Genomic DNA, 13,574 nt, shown 5'->3' with positions numbered 1-13,574 from the left:
GCGCGCTGCGCCGTACCTACGCCCTTCGCCGACCTTGGGTCGCGCCACCGCCCACATGCAGCCCGACGATCGCCCCATCATGGCTGAGGTCTGCTGCGGCCGGGGGCGATCGGAAGATCCAGGGTTCGTTCCTCACCCTGGCTCACCGGTAAACGCGGTTGAGCACCGCAGGCATCGCGACACGAGAAGAAGTGAAGCGTCTTTATCGCCCGAGGCACAGAAGGCATTGGCTTCGGCCTGGCCCCACACCATGCAAGGAACTGTCTCCGCAGACGTCCAGGCCTGCCCCTACAAGGACGCCATCAAACGGATCTTCGACCGGCCGCCGTTCGTCGTGCGCGGGGCAGGACTGAGCGTGGTCAACATGGTCGTCATGGTCAGCGGCTCGTTCGACACCGACGTGGCCGTGATCCTGCAGCGCGAGCCGGCCAGTGCCGATGCCGCGTTCACCCACACCTTCGTCTGGGCACCGGCGTTCACGGCGCTCGCGGTCGTGCCCGCGCTGCTGCTACCTGGCCGGGTCCGAGCTCACCTGGGCCTCTCGTAGACGGCTACCGTCAGCGTCCCCGGCCGCTGCCGATACTCAGGAATCTTCGCCACCAGCCGGACCTGGATGGTCACCGTCTTCTGGCTGCGCGGCTTCGGCCCGCCCAAGTCGGTGTACCCGCCCCCCCGGTTGGTGGGCGCGGCAGGGCAGCCGAGGAAGCCCTTGATCAGGCGGCCGTTCACCCGAACCTCACTGGTGAGGCGGCCGGCGATGTCGCCTCCGCAGTACGCCATGAAGGCCAGCGGCCTGCCCGTGTTCGGCACGGTGATCGTTACTTCGCGGGCGGCCGGCCAGGTGTCGCTCTTCTTCGTGATCAGGTTGAACTCGGGTGGCCGCCCTCCGAAAGCCGCGGGCGGCTCGGCCGGTGGCGATGCGGCCTTCATCGTGGCGGGAGGCGTCCACTCATAGACGCCGAACCGCCATCTCTCCAGGCGCTCGTGCGGAGCGACGTTCTCGAACCCCTTGGGTGCTTCGACGGTGAACGTCGCCCGACGCGTCCCGGCCGGGAGCGGCATCACATCGACCGGCCTGTTGCTCTGGCATCCGGCCGACAGGGAGGGCACGGGCGACAGGGTGAACACCTTGGAGACGCCCGGCACCCGTACGGTCACGTGCGGCATCATGAACATCGACTCCGTCGGGCAGTCCGCCAGGACGGCCAAAGGCTTGCCGCGCATCTCCACGTCGAACGTCACCGACTTCTTGCGGGGGGCGTCGAGCGTCGCCGTGGCGACCCTGCGGTAGACCGTCCCGTCCGCCTCCTGGAACTGAGCCGGGATCTGGCCGGCGACGGACGCGGTGACCTGGCCGTCCTCGTCAGGCCCACGCAGGTTCAGTAGGCTCCCCGCCGCCACGACCGCCACAGCCACGAAGCCTGCGACGGCGACGGCTCCGGCGGTAACGGCGGTGAAACGGCGGCGCCGGACGCCACGCACCCGTGTCCGCAGCGACTCCCACGGAATCGGGCGCTCGACCGCGGGACGGCTGCGCTCCTCCAGAAGGTCATGGAGATCTCGCCGGTTGATGGGCATAAGGCTTACCCCCTTCTCACGAACGTGGACGCGAACGAGTCGTCGACCCGCAGCTTGGCCAGCGCCTTACTGGTCTGGCTTTTGACCGTCCCTACGCTGCACCCCAGCGTCTCGGCGGCCTGGGCCTCGGTCATGTCCTCGAAGAACCGCAGCACCACCACGGCTCGCTGCCGGGCGGGCAGCCGTCCGAGCACCTGCCAGACGAGTTCGCGCTCATCGGCCTGTCCCATGTCGTCGGCCGCCTGTGTCCGGTCAGGCGGCGATCCGGTCGTGACCTCCACCTGTCTCCAGCGCCGCCGCCACCACGACACGTGCACATTGACGATGATTTTGCGGACGTACGCCTCGCGTTCGTTCCCCAAACGCGGCCAAGCCAGCCACGCCTTCATCAGCGCCGTCTGCACCAAGTCCTCGGCCACCGCCCAGTCCCTGGTCAGCAGGTAGGCGGTGCGGAGCAATCGATGCCACACCGCCGCAACGAACGCGTCGTACTCCGACCGATCCGCCATTCACAGGCCTCCCTCAAACGACAGTCACCCGTTCTACGCCGCCGGGGCGCGAGAAGGTTGCCCGCGACGCGATCCAGCGCCTCGGAGTTCCATCGGTTCCGCAGCGGACTTCTGGGCGCGCCCGCGGTGAATAGTCCCTTACGACCGCTCATGTTCACGCCCAAGTCGCGAACCGCCGATCACCGCCGGGATAGTCCTGATAGGGAAGCAGCCGCCACCCCCACGACGTGCCCGTTGCGTGCCCGTCAGCAGAGGGAACAAGGGAGACTCGCGGGGAATCGCGGGGAATCGGACCGTTCCCCGCAGGTCAGCGTTTCCCCAGCTCAGTGAGCAGGCGCGCTAGAGACTTCCCAAGCTGACAGCGCGGGTTCGATTCCCGTCACCCGCTCCAACGGTACTGAAGGTCACCTCAGCTCTTTCTGATATCGGTCTCCTCCTCGTCCTCATCAAGAGGGTCGAGGAGATCACAGGCTCCTTCAATGTCTCCCGAGGAGATCAGGTCGCGGATCGCCGCCGCCATGCTTTCGAGCCCGACATCCCTGATGATGATCAAGTCCGAGCACCAGAAGTACCGGCCGCCGAGAGACTCACCCGTGCGCGCATTCTTGTCCATGATCCGTCTGATTACGTCCAAGGTCATGAAGGTCGCATATCTCCGGGAGCCGTCGGGGAAGGTGATCGTCGCATCAGCCTCCTCGGCGGTCTCAGGTTCATGCCCTTCCCATCGAGGGATCAGCATCTCGAAACCGGACTCGCTCACACGGTAGAAAGGACCGTCGATCTCGATCATGCAGTTCACTCTGTTCCTAGCCTCCAGGTACTGCAAGCTGTTGATCGCACTTGGCGTGATCACGGTAGAGAAGCGGCCAAGACCTTGATCGCGTGCCAGATCCGTGCCAGAACAGGCGGGGAACCACGGTCACTCAGGGGGACTCACGGGGACTCGACCCGCCCTGACCTGCACCCCCGTTCTCCCAGCTCAGGTCACCGACGATGATCTCCGGCAGGGTGACGACCCGGGCGCCCGCGTCCGACTTGGGCCGGCCGGTGACGAGCTTCCCCATCCTCATCTCCGAGACCGACGCCTTGAGCTTCACCGTCCGCGCCGTGAGGTCGAGGTTGTGACGCCGGAGAGCTGCGAGTTCGCCCCATCGCATACTGCCGAAAGTCGCCAGGGGCACCAGGGCAGGGCCGCGCGCTGCACCGTGCACCCGCCGCACCTGACCGACCGATTCGCCGTACCGGGGCCATAACGCCGCATGCATAGCCAGGGACACAAGACGCACCCCGCATCGCGATGTACTGTCGCTCTGCACCTACGGTGCATATGACGAGGAGCGACTTTGTTACCCGATGAAACAGATGAGATGCCTTTATCCGGCGTCTCCAATGGAGAGCTCCTCTTCGGTTTCACCTACGAGGCCCTCCGCACAGTGATCATCCTGGGCGCCCTGCTGCTTTCCGTCCTCCTGATCACCGCCCTGATCGTTACTGCTTTTTACTACCTGCCACGCCGTCTTCGAGGCCTCCGGCGAGGTCCTCAGCTCCGGGATGATCGCGAGGAGCAAGGCTCTGTCCTTGAGTGGCTGAGGTAGGCCTGATCGTCCCGCCTGCCACGTCCCAGGCAAGCCCAACTTCCCGGCTCCTCCGGATCAAGGCCGTCTGTGACCGTTGACATCCAATGACCGAGGAACGTCTACCGGCTGACGTACACGCGAAGACAACCTTGCCCCTCCGGGGTGGGCCGAGGCAGACGGGAAGATCTGGCAGGCGAGGTGCGCGCCGCGCAAGGAAGAGCAGGTGGATGTCCACTGAGCGGTATGGAGAGAAGAGATGACAGGCGTTCAGATGACCTTCTCGGGCAGTCCCAATGATCCAAACCGTCAGGCCAGCAGTCTGCTCGGAGCGAAGCTCCAGGGGGCCAACCTGGCCGACGCCGGGATAGAGGCAGAGAAGTAGCCGGCATCTCGATCGTCGTGCCAGGACAAGCGGGGAACCACGGTCACTCACGGGGACTCGACTCGCTCTGACCTGCACCCCCGTTTTCCCAGCTCAGGATGCCAAGGCCAGTAGATGATTCCCAAGCTGACAGCGCGGGTTCGATTCCCGTCTGTCGATGTGAGGTCTCAGGACATCGTTGACACCGTCACCCGCTCCACACACAAAGGCCCAGTTCAGGGATGGATTTCGAACCTGGGCTTGATCTTTTCCGGCACCTCAACGACCACCTATGCCATTGCGTACTCGATGGCTTCAGTACCTCTTCAACAGATCAGCTCGCTTCACGCAACGGCTGGAACTGGACGCTAAGCCGCATTTCCAACGCCTCCGCGAGCCTCTCCAGCATCGGAATCGTCGGCATCGTCCCACCTGCCTCGAACCGCGCCACCGCGGGCTGCTTCAACCCTGTGCGCTCGGCCAGTTCGGCCTGAGTCAGCCCGAGTTGTTCGCGGCGCAGCCGTACCGCCTCACCAAGCTCGAAACGGATCCGCGCCGCTTCGTACGCGGCCCCCGCGCCGGGACGGCTCATGACTTCTTCCCGCTTGTCGGCCCACGTCTTACGCTCGCCCATTCCGCTCACTCCTCGTCTGCCGTGTGAGCCTCAGCGATACATCGCTGCATGGCCCGCCACGCACGCTCGACTTCGGCAGTCTCACGCATCCGCTGCTTACGGAAGACCGTCAACAGGATGATCCGCCTGCCCGGTGCGATCCAGTAGCTGACGCGCACCGCCTCTCGTTCAAGATGAAACCGCAGCTCACGCAACTTGCCACGCAACTGCCGGGTGTAGGGCTCATCGAGCAGGACACCCCGCTCGGCCAGCAGGTCGACATAGAACGCCGCCGTCTCCTGACCTTCTTGATCAAGCGTGTCGAACCACCTGTCCACCTCTGGCTCCAGCTCCACCTCTCCCCAAGTCATAACACGGACGTTATACAGCGGGCAAGCGTCATATCCGCGGATCACGCAAATTCACAGGGGGCCAAGCGCTCCACTCGTAGGTGAGTGGACTGATGCCTCTTTCCTCGGCACCCACACGCCGAAGCGCCTCAGCCTCATCGAGCCCACGAACAAAAGTGAGGCACCACAGGTCGCCCAAATCCGTGATCACTGGCGAGCCAGGCAACATCGGCATAATTGATCTCCATGTGCACGCTCCCTGCTGTTCCGGATGTGCCGCCACGATAACGATCAGATCCGACAGCCACGCCACCTCTTCGGGCCCTACGACCCTGCGCGGCATTCACCTCCGACGGGGGCGCTCCGGCTCCAGGATGACCACCAAGGACGCGCTCATCACCGCCGACCTGCCAGTGGCTGGGGTAGGAACCTGATCAGCCCATCTGCCCTCGACCCGGGACACGCCGGGCGGCCCACGGACCGGGACGCCAAGTCGTTCATCCGGTAGGGCGCTCCATCTGGCGCCCCGGCCCGTGCCCTGCTTCTCCTACGGGCGGGTGGAGTGTACGCAGGTACGTAACCGCGTCTCCCTACGCCGGATCACAGTTCATCTCGTTGGAACACGCGGCTCAACCGGGGCAATCTCTGTGCCACCGCTTCGGAGTCGCGGAGTCTCCACGACAGCCCGGTGGGCTCAGGGTTGCTCTGGTTGGTGTGTCCGCGTTCTTCCATGGCGTCGTAGACGCCGTCCTCTTCACCGGTCACCTCTTCGTATGCGCCGGCGGCCACGTAGCTCAACGCCTCCCACTCCGGCCACCCATCATCGGCCCACTCTCTCATCGGGCGCTCTGCCAGCCGTTGTACCTCCGGAACCTCGGCCAGGTTGTCGGGGTCGGTTACGGCAAGTTCGAAAGTGTCGTGGCCGAGCCCGATCAGCCACGCCTGGAAGTACCAGAAGCCGTCGGTGGAGCAGTTGCCGAAGATGAGGTCGGCGGCTTCCCACATGTCGTAGGTATCGGATCGCCGCCGTACTTGGTTGAGGAGGATCTGAAAGTCGGCGATCTTGGCTGGCGGACGCTGTGCAAGGTGGAGAGAGAGCCACCTCAGACGCTCATCCGGATTGCTGGTCACTTTCCGGGATCGCTGAAGGAAGAGCCAGAACTCATCGATATCCATGACGGTGCATGGTCTCAGGCTGCGCCGACAGTGCCACGACACGGAAATCTTGATCGTGTGTGAGCTTGGTCCCCACCACGAGCCATATCGGCCTTTTGGCTCGGCCGTGGCTCTCAGCGCAGGTTCGGCTCCCGTCACCCGCTCCAAGCGGGAAAAGCCATCTCGGAGAGAGGGTCTCCGCCTTGCGGCTCAAGTGCTACGGCAAATCACCCGCGTGGTCGACGATGCCACGAGCCACCTGTGCCCACGCGATGATCACATCATCTTCGGCGTACTGACCGTTGGTGGAATGAGTGGAATGAGGAGCCTGCGTGCCGCCTCCGACGAAGATCTCTCGTCCCCCGAGGTAAGCGTAACTCTTCGGGTCGACGATGACTTCGTGGCGCGTCCCGTCCCCCCTGTCCAGGTAGATTCCCACGCCTTCACGGCCTGCCAGGTCCTTCACCTTCTCCTCGATCCCGATGCCCTCCAGTTCGGACACGACGGTGTAAAGGGCGGCACGCAGGCGAGGCGGAGGGGCGCCCTCCTGAAGGATCAGCTTGACGTCTCGGAAAAGCATCCACGCCTCCGGCAGGTCGGGGCGATCGGAGGGGTTCTCACCATCTTTCCTCAAGCGTTTCAACAGGGCGGCCGGGTCCAGGGGCAGGGAACGCAGGTAAGCGACGTCCCACCTGGGGGCGTCGGAACTCCCGCTGGGAGTGCCGGTGGCGAGGGGGGCGTTCTTCCCGGTGGTCTCATCGCTGTAGCGCCTTGCCCTCCCCTTGCCGTCACCTTTCTGCCAGAGTTCGTGAGTCCATCTCTTGCCCGCCTTCGACGTGCCCTTCTGCCGGGCTTGGTAGCCGATCCCTTTGGTGTAGAGCCACTGGTCGGCACGCGGGTAGACGTCCACCACCTTCGCAGCCGCCGTAGAGGCCCGTTCTGCCAGGCTTTTTACGCTGGCCGCCGGAGCCCAAACCGGAGTGCTGACAGTTCCCTCTCTCGAATCGGTGCCATCGAGACCCTGCAAGACCGTGACACCGACAACGATCGAGAGGCCGAGGGCACCGACACCTAGCAGGCGCGGCACCATGGGCCGGGACCGCCTGGGAGGCGGCGCGGGGACCATCGCGGTGAGCAGTCGCTCCCGCGCGCCATGCAGAGTACGGAGGTCACTCTGCCGTACTTCCGAGCGCAGATCCTGGACCAGATCAAGGTCGTTCACGAGGTCTCCTCACTCATACTGATCGGATTGACGCCGCCCAAAGCATGGACGATCTTGCGGCGGGCACGTGACAGGCGCGAGCGCACCGTGCCGATGGGCACATCCAGCGCCTGCGCCGTCTCCTCATAGGTGAGATCGCCCCAGGCGATCAGCAGCAGTACGTCACGCTCACCACGCCCCAGCTTCGCCAGCGCGGCAGCAAGCCGTTTCCGAGTGGCCAAGGCAGCGACCCGAGCGACCACCTGCTCGTCGAATGCCACCGCCACGGGGTCCTCACCAGTGCGGGCCAGTGCCCGGTAACCCCGAACCTCCGCCCGCCGGTGACTGCCGATGACGTTCGTGGTGATGCCGTACAGCCAGGGCAACGCCTCCGAGCGGCCGAAGTCGTATCTGTGTCGCTTCTCGAACGCCCGGGTGAACGTCTCGGCCACCACGTCTTCCGCGTGTTCGGGACCGAGACGTCGGACGGCGTAGCGGTGCAGCACGGCAGCATGCCGGTCGAAGAGTTCCGCGAAGCACTCAGGCGTGCGCAGCGACGCCTCGATGATCGATGAGTCGTCTCGCTGATCCGCCCGCCAGGCACGGTCGTGTATTGACGACTGCGTCGCCATGGGATGCGGAGGCTCCGCCAAGGCGAGCTCCCGTTCGTGGATGGTTGTCACAACGGTACTTATCCAAAGAACTCATCAGAGTTCCCGTCGGAAAGCCGCCTCGGGCGAAAACCCGGCTGGCCACTTCCTCGACGAGGATCCAGGATGCCTGGACGAAAGCGGGTGGTGCGTTCGCCCAGCTCAAGGCTTGCAGCGCACCTTCCACCACGACCGGAACTCTCGATCGCGTGCTGGATGCGTGCCAGAACAGGCGGGGAACCACGGTCACTCACGGGGATCACGGGACTCGACCCGCTCTGATCTGCACCCTCGTTTTCCCAGCTCAGGACAGCAAGGTCAGTAGACGGCTCCCAACGTGGGCGCCGGTCTCAGCCGGCGGCGGGACCACGGGCCGCCCACCACACCACGCACCCGCCGTACCCGACTGTCAGCCGCCGCACCGGGGCCGCGCCGCCGCCCACCGGCTGATAGCCGTCCTCGACGTTCAACGCCGCTGTTGCCACCATGGCCATTCGGGCGAGGCGTGCGGGTCCGGCGACGTCCGCGCGAGAAACCGCCTGTCGATAGGAAGGATCAAGGCGTACAAGTACGGCTTGGCCCAGGGCGGCAAGGCGGTGAGCGCCTGTTCGAGCCGCCGGCGTGGCGCGTCTCCACAGCACTCAGGACACATGCAGCCAGGACCGATCCGGTCGGCGCTACCAGGAAGGACCGCCTGCGTCCAAGCCAGCAGTGCCTCCGCTACTGTGCCCGGCCTCATCCGAGTGTGCTCCAGCGCGATCACCGCCGCCATAGGCCGACGCCCGAGGCCCGGAACCTGATGGATCGAAGCTCTGTGGGTTCCGCACGCCGATCCCCGTGCACGGACCCCCGAAGGGCGCCTACGCGGCATAGCCCTTTCTGATCAACGTCATGAGCCGATGGTCGCACGCCGGGAAGGGAATCTCCAGACCTGGCCTGTTGGGCTACCGCCCTCACGATCGCCTGGCGGCGGCTGACTGTCGACGCCGCCCGAAAATTGGATCAGGCACGAATTCCGTGAGGACGATCACTGGGTTCTCGAACGGTGGCGTGGCGTGACCTGAGGCCGTGGTGCGGTGTGACGAGCTCCTCAGCGGGCTGTTCCCGTATCTCGACACCACGGCCAAGTTGCACCGACCGGGGACGTTGGTTGAGAGCCGTACCCACGCGTCCTCTCTCGCCGACGCTTCCAACGCGGCTGCGGGATTGAGACTCACGAGACCAACCGCTCGCGTGTGTTGCGATCAGAGCCGGCCGGTTCAACGCCACGTTCGGGCTGGTTGATCTCGGCCCACACCGCGTCGAGGGAGAGGCCGAGGACATCGGCGATCGCCGCGATGGTCGGGAAGGCAGGGGTCGCTACGCGGCCCGTCTCGATCTTCCGGAGGGTCTCCGGTGAGACGCGTGCATCGAGCGCGGTCTCGAGCATCGAGCGTTCTCCCCTGGCGCGACGCAACAGGGCGCCGAGGCGCTGTCCGCGCTCGACCTCTGCGGGTGTGAGCGGCAATCTGACCATGACTCCGATTCTAGTACCGGGATAGTATGGCCGGTATAGTTATTGGATGCATGAGAAGGGCGCCGCATGATCGAGATCCTGAACCCCACCGAACTGGCCCGAGCAAAAGAGACGGGTGCCCTGGTCGCCGACATCTTGCAGACGCTGAAGAGCCGCAGCACGGTCGGCACGAACCTCCTGGACATCGACCGGTGGGCCAAGAGCATGATCGTCGAGGCCGGAGCACTGTCCTGCTACGTCGACTACGAGCCGTCGTTCGGACGCGGACCGTTCGGCCACTACATCTGTACGGCCGTCAATGACGCCGTGCTCCACGGACTGCCATGCGACTACACGCTTGCCGACGGCGACCTGCTGACGCTCGACCTCGCCGTCTCCAAAGGCGGAGTCGCTGCAGACTCTGCCATCAGCTTCATCGTGGGCGACTCAAAGCCCCCGGAGAGCGTCGCGATGATCAGCGCGACCGAACGCGCATTGAGCGCGGGGATAGCGGCTGCCGGGCCCGGGGCTCGCATCGGCGACATCTCCCATGCCATCGGCTCGGTCCTCAGTGAGGCGGGGTATCCGATCAACACCGAGTTCGGAGGTCATGGCATCGGGTCAACGATGCACCAGAGCCCGCACGTCTCGAACACCGGGCGGCCCGGTCGTGGGTACAAACTGCGCCCTGGGCTGCTGCTCGCGCTGGAGCCGTGGGTCATGGCGGACACCGCCGAGCTCGTCACCGATGCCGACGGGTGGACGCTCCGAAGTGCGACAGGCTGTCGGACAGCACACAGCGAGCACACGATCGCCATCACCGACGACGGAGCCGAGATCCTCACCTTGCCGAAGCAGGCGCAACCGTGAGCCGGACCGTCGTCATCGCGCCCTTCGAGCTGCTTGTCGATCGCATCCGTGATCGCCCTGTCCGCACCGCAGGCGACTGCCGCGGCCGATAATCCTTCACCGGAGTGATACCACGGTCCGAGGAAGATGAATCTCATGCTCGGACGCGAAGGCCGGCACCGCTGGAGGACTCAGGTCAAGGAGGCGGTAGTGCGGTTGTGGCATAGTCACCGCCAATGCGGTCACCGTTCAGCTCGGATCGACGCCGCGGTCTTCACGCCGCATGTCCCCGACGCCGGGGGTCCCCGCGTCGAGGCCGTAACGCAGGAGCACGGCGTCTTTGGACGAGACGACGGGCGGCTCCAGGAGCACCAGGTTGGCAGGCACCGCACCGCCGTCGAACACCTTCTTGCCGACGCCGAGCACGATGGGGAAGACCCACAGGTTGAGCCGGTTGGTTCTGCTCCTGAGAGTTGACCGCAGTTGCTCGCCAGGTGTGACCGCGGCCCTATTCCGGTGAAGTCGTTGTTCGCGAGTTTTGACCGCACGAGGTGTCTTATGGTGACATGCTGGATGCGCTTCGTGACGAGAGAGCGTCCCCATGCCCCCTTCGAAGATTGATCTGTACGCGGCGATCCGCCGGGATGCCCGTGCGGGGATGTCGGGCCGTGCGATCGAGAAGAAGTACCGAATCGGCCGGCGGACGATCGTCAAGGCCCTGGCGTCTGCGTGGCCCGAGCCGCGGAAGCAGTTGCCACCCAGGGCCTCCAAGCTGGACCCGTTCAAGGGGTTCAGCCCACATAAGGTCAAAACCCACATTCGGTGGATCATGAACGGGTGTTGGAGTGCTCTTCCTCGTACCACGCGGGGCACTGTTTCATCTGGTCGGGCCTCATTCCGGATGGATCGTCACTACGTTCCAGCGTGCTGGCATGCCGTCGCCATGGCACTCCACCGCGGTCGCTGACCTGCCGCAATCAGCGTGCCGCCATAAGGGACGAGCTCTATGATCAGGTTCGTCCTGATCATAGAGATTCGGAGAAGATGTCAATCTCATGCGCCGTGCCATGGTCCTTCTGGGTGGCGTCGCCCTCGCCGTCGGCGCGTTCGCCCTCTTCTACCGGGGCCCGGGACAACCGTTCATCCGCGGTTACGTGAGCGACGTCGGCGCCACCATGCTGGTCTACGCGTTCTTGGGGCTGCTGTGGCGCACCACCGCCGCACGCCGCACCCTGGCCACGGCCGCGATCGCCGCCGCCGTCGAGTTCTACCAAATAGTCGGCATGACCCCGCCGGGCATCGGCGGTGTCCTGGTCGGCGCGTTCCCCGACCCATGGGACCTGGTCGCCTATGCCATCGGTGTGGTCGCGGCCCTGGCCTGGGAACGCCGATTGGTCCGATCCGGTGATCAGACCGGCTGACTCTCGGACTCCACCCCACCGGCACGCTGACGGTACGGATGCCCCACAGCGGCGAGGTCATCGGGTTCGTCCTGCGCGGCGGCCAGCCGTTGCAAAGCAGGACGAGGTCCGGCCCATATAAGCCCAAAACCCACATTCACCAGGTGTTGCCACTGGCGAGGAGCCTGATGGGCGGCGCGCGGCGGACATGGGTTGATGTACCGGATAAGGGACGGTTATCCGGTACATGGCCGTCGCCAAGGTATCGGCGACCTGCGGGTTCACCGGAACGGTCGCCGCGCGACTCGGGTGCGTTATCCGGTACATCAGCAGCCCAGCAAGATCGAATGTGGGTTTTGGGCTTATGTGGGCCGGACCCCTTCCTCGCCGAGTTACTCATGGCCGAGTGCGACGACCGCGCCCGCCGCCGCTCCGAACGGCGCATCAAGGCCGCAGGGTTCCCCCGCCAGAAGTCCCTGCGAGCCTTCGATTTCGACGCCAACCCGAACGTCGACCCCGCCGTCATCAACACCCTCGCCGCCTGCGACTGGGTCAAGAAAGGCCTTCCCCTCTGCCTGATCGGGGACTCCGGTACCGGCAAGTCCCACCTGCTCATCGCTCTGGGAACCGAGGCGGCCATGGCCGGCTACCGCGTCCGCTACACCCTCGCTACTAAGCTCGTCAACGAGCTCGTCGAGGCCGCCGACGACAAGCAGCTGACCAAGACCATCAACCGCTACGGCCGCGTCGACCTCCTCTGTGTCGACGAGCTGGGCTACATGGAACACGATCGGCGCGGCGCCGAGCTCCTTTTCCAGGTACTCACCGAGCGAGAGGAGAAGGCCAGCGTCGCGATCGCCTCCAACGAGTCCTTCAGCGGCTGGACCAAGACCTTCACCGACCCCCGCCTCTGCGCCGCCATCGTCGACCGCCTCACCTTCGGCGGCAACATCATCGAGACCGGCACCGACTCCTACCGCCTCGCCCAGACCCGCGCTCGAGCCGAACATGCCGCCGGCTGACCCTCATCGGTCCCCATCCCATCGCCAGAGCCTTGGTAGACCCACCTGGCCGACAACTCATCCTTCGAGGCGCGAACAGTCGACAGTCAGAAGAGCCGCTGCATCCACAGCGAACTGATGTACTGGCCGTTCTTGGTGGCGTACTCGCGGAAGGTACCGACTTCTGTGAAGCCGAACTTGCGATGGAGGGCGACCGACGCGTCGTTAGGCATGGCGATTCCCACGACGACGGCGTGGATCGGCTCGTCGGCGATGCTTTCGAATAAGGCTCGATACAGCGACGTTCCCACGCCCCCGCTCCGGCAACCAGCGTCGAGAGCAACGCTGAGCTCAACAGTGTCCCGGAACGCCTCGTGGTTCCGATAGGGCTGACTACAGGCGTAACCGACTATTCGACCGTGACGCCGAGCGACCAGCAGCCGGTAGGGGCCTGTCGGGGAGAACTGCTCGAACCAGGCGTGCCGCTCGGCCACGCTGGTCGGCCGGGTATCGAAGGTTGCGATCGAGCTTGCCGCCACGTCGTTCAAGATATCGACGATCCCGGGGAGATCGCTCTCATCCGCAATGACGATCTCAACGGGTTCTTGATCCGCAATCATGCGCACAGTGGTCATTCGTTACATCATGTCCGACTAGCCACCGCCCTGCTACCGCCGAAGCAGAAGCGCCAACCGCTCACCACGTTCCCCACGTGGTCCGCTATGCCCGAGCGGCCGCGACCTGGCGGGAGCACGGTTCCGCTCACCCCGCACCAGGGCGACCACGGCCGCAGACCCGCAGCCGCCAAAGGTGCGGTCACTCCTCGCGAACATAG

General features: G+C 65.1%; 18 protein-coding genes. 4 read left to right on the top strand and 14 right to left on the bottom strand.

What is annotated here, in order from left to right; all coding sequences use genetic code 11:
• The first annotated feature begins 250 nt into the window (after positions 1–250).
• Complete coding sequence (locus tag OG587_RS11630) at positions 251–547, top strand: hypothetical protein (RefSeq protein WP_329089571.1); 297 nt, start codon at positions 251–253, stop codon at positions 545–547.
• Here the strand turns inward: OG587_RS11630 and OG587_RS11625 are convergent.
• From OG587_RS11625 to OG587_RS11570, 12 genes are all read right to left on the bottom strand, one after another.
• On the bottom strand, positions 529–1,578 hold the full coding sequence (locus OG587_RS11625; protein ID WP_329089568.1) for a hypothetical protein: 1,050 nt from the start codon (positions 1,576–1,578) through the stop codon (positions 529–531). The genes OG587_RS11630 and OG587_RS11625 overlap by 19 nt on opposite strands.
• Before the next feature lie 5 nt (positions 1,579–1,583).
• Entirely contained in the window at positions 1,584–2,087 is a 504-nt protein-coding gene (locus OG587_RS11620; RefSeq protein WP_329089567.1) for a SigE family RNA polymerase sigma factor, read from the bottom strand.
• A 409-nt stretch (positions 2,088–2,496) separates the two neighbouring features.
• Complete coding sequence (locus OG587_RS11615) at positions 2,497–2,877, bottom strand: hypothetical protein (protein WP_329089566.1); 381 nt, start codon at positions 2,875–2,877, stop codon at positions 2,497–2,499.
• 133 nt (positions 2,878–3,010) lie between these two features.
• On the bottom strand, positions 3,011–3,244 hold the full coding sequence (locus tag OG587_RS11610; protein WP_329089564.1) for a hypothetical protein: 234 nt from the start codon (positions 3,242–3,244) through the stop codon (positions 3,011–3,013).
• Between the two features lie 216 nt (positions 3,245–3,460).
• Positions 3,461–3,655, bottom strand: coding sequence for a hypothetical protein (locus OG587_RS11605; RefSeq protein WP_329089562.1), 195 nt, complete (start codon positions 3,653–3,655; stop codon positions 3,461–3,463).
• A 704-nt stretch (positions 3,656–4,359) separates the two neighbouring features.
• Positions 4,360–4,659 carry a helix-turn-helix domain-containing protein gene (locus tag OG587_RS11600; RefSeq protein ID WP_329089560.1) on the bottom strand — a complete coding sequence of 100 codons (300 nt, stop codon included), beginning with the start codon at positions 4,657–4,659 and terminating at the stop codon, positions 4,360–4,362.
• A gap of 5 nt (positions 4,660–4,664) precedes the next feature.
• A complete protein-coding gene (locus tag OG587_RS11595) occupies positions 4,665–5,009 on the bottom strand; it encodes a type II toxin-antitoxin system RelE/ParE family toxin (RefSeq protein ID WP_329089558.1) in 345 nt (114 codons plus the stop codon).
• Positions 5,010–5,588: 579 nt separating this feature from the next.
• Positions 5,589–6,164: a DUF4240 domain-containing protein gene (locus tag OG587_RS11590; protein WP_329089556.1), complete on the bottom strand. Its 576-nt coding sequence runs from the start codon at positions 6,162–6,164 to the stop codon at positions 5,589–5,591.
• Positions 6,165–6,360: 196 nt separating this feature from the next.
• Positions 6,361–7,365, bottom strand: a complete 1,005-nt coding sequence (locus tag OG587_RS11585) for a CU044_5270 family protein (RefSeq protein ID WP_329089554.1) — start codon at positions 7,363–7,365, stop codon at positions 6,361–6,363.
• Positions 7,362–8,027: an RNA polymerase sigma factor gene (locus OG587_RS11580; RefSeq protein WP_329089552.1), complete on the bottom strand. Its 666-nt coding sequence runs from the start codon at positions 8,025–8,027 to the stop codon at positions 7,362–7,364. Before OG587_RS11580 ends, OG587_RS11585 begins: the two co-directional genes overlap by 4 nt.
• A gap of 317 nt (positions 8,028–8,344) precedes the next feature.
• Positions 8,345–8,482 carry a hypothetical protein gene (locus OG587_RS11575; protein ID WP_329089550.1) on the bottom strand — a complete coding sequence of 46 codons (138 nt, stop codon included), beginning with the start codon at positions 8,480–8,482 and terminating at the stop codon, positions 8,345–8,347.
• 725 nt (positions 8,483–9,207) lie between these two features.
• Positions 9,208–9,510 carry a helix-turn-helix domain-containing protein gene (locus tag OG587_RS11570; RefSeq protein ID WP_329089548.1) on the bottom strand — a complete coding sequence of 101 codons (303 nt, stop codon included), beginning with the start codon at positions 9,508–9,510 and terminating at the stop codon, positions 9,208–9,210.
• A gap of 66 nt (positions 9,511–9,576) precedes the next feature.
• On the opposite strand from OG587_RS11570, the gene map reads away from it, so the two are divergent.
• Positions 9,577–10,359: a type I methionyl aminopeptidase gene (gene map / locus OG587_RS11565; RefSeq protein WP_329089546.1), complete on the top strand. Its 783-nt coding sequence runs from the start codon at positions 9,577–9,579 to the stop codon at positions 10,357–10,359.
• A 228-nt stretch (positions 10,360–10,587) separates the two neighbouring features.
• Here map and OG587_RS11560 read toward each other — a convergent pair whose 3' ends face one another.
• Positions 10,588–10,764: a hypothetical protein gene (locus tag OG587_RS11560; protein WP_329089544.1), complete on the bottom strand. Its 177-nt coding sequence runs from the start codon at positions 10,762–10,764 to the stop codon at positions 10,588–10,590.
• Between the two features lie 629 nt (positions 10,765–11,393).
• On the opposite strand from OG587_RS11560, the gene OG587_RS11555 reads away from it, so the two are divergent.
• Both OG587_RS11555 and istB read left to right on the top strand, forming a co-directional pair.
• Positions 11,394–11,759, top strand: coding sequence for a DUF2809 domain-containing protein (locus OG587_RS11555; RefSeq protein WP_184759231.1), 366 nt, complete (start codon positions 11,394–11,396; stop codon positions 11,757–11,759).
• A 38-nt stretch (positions 11,760–11,797) separates the two neighbouring features.
• Positions 11,798–12,760, top strand: a complete 963-nt coding sequence (gene istB, locus OG587_RS11550) for an IS21-like element helper ATPase IstB (RefSeq protein ID WP_329089539.1) — start codon at positions 11,798–11,800, stop codon at positions 12,758–12,760.
• Positions 12,761–12,846: 86 nt separating this feature from the next.
• On the opposite strand, the gene OG587_RS11545 is transcribed toward istB, so the two are convergent.
• The gene (locus OG587_RS11545; RefSeq protein WP_329089537.1) at positions 12,847–13,374 is read right to left on the bottom strand and encodes a GNAT family N-acetyltransferase; all 528 of its coding nucleotides are present in this window, start codon (positions 13,372–13,374) and stop codon (positions 12,847–12,849) included.
• Positions 13,375–13,574 lie beyond the last annotated feature (200 nt).

The organism is Streptosporangium sp. NBC_01469 (assembly GCF_036227305.1).
GTDB lineage: Bacteria > Actinomycetota > Actinomycetes > Streptosporangiales > Streptosporangiaceae > Streptosporangium.
This window is presented reverse-complemented; position numbering and strand designations above follow the sequence as displayed.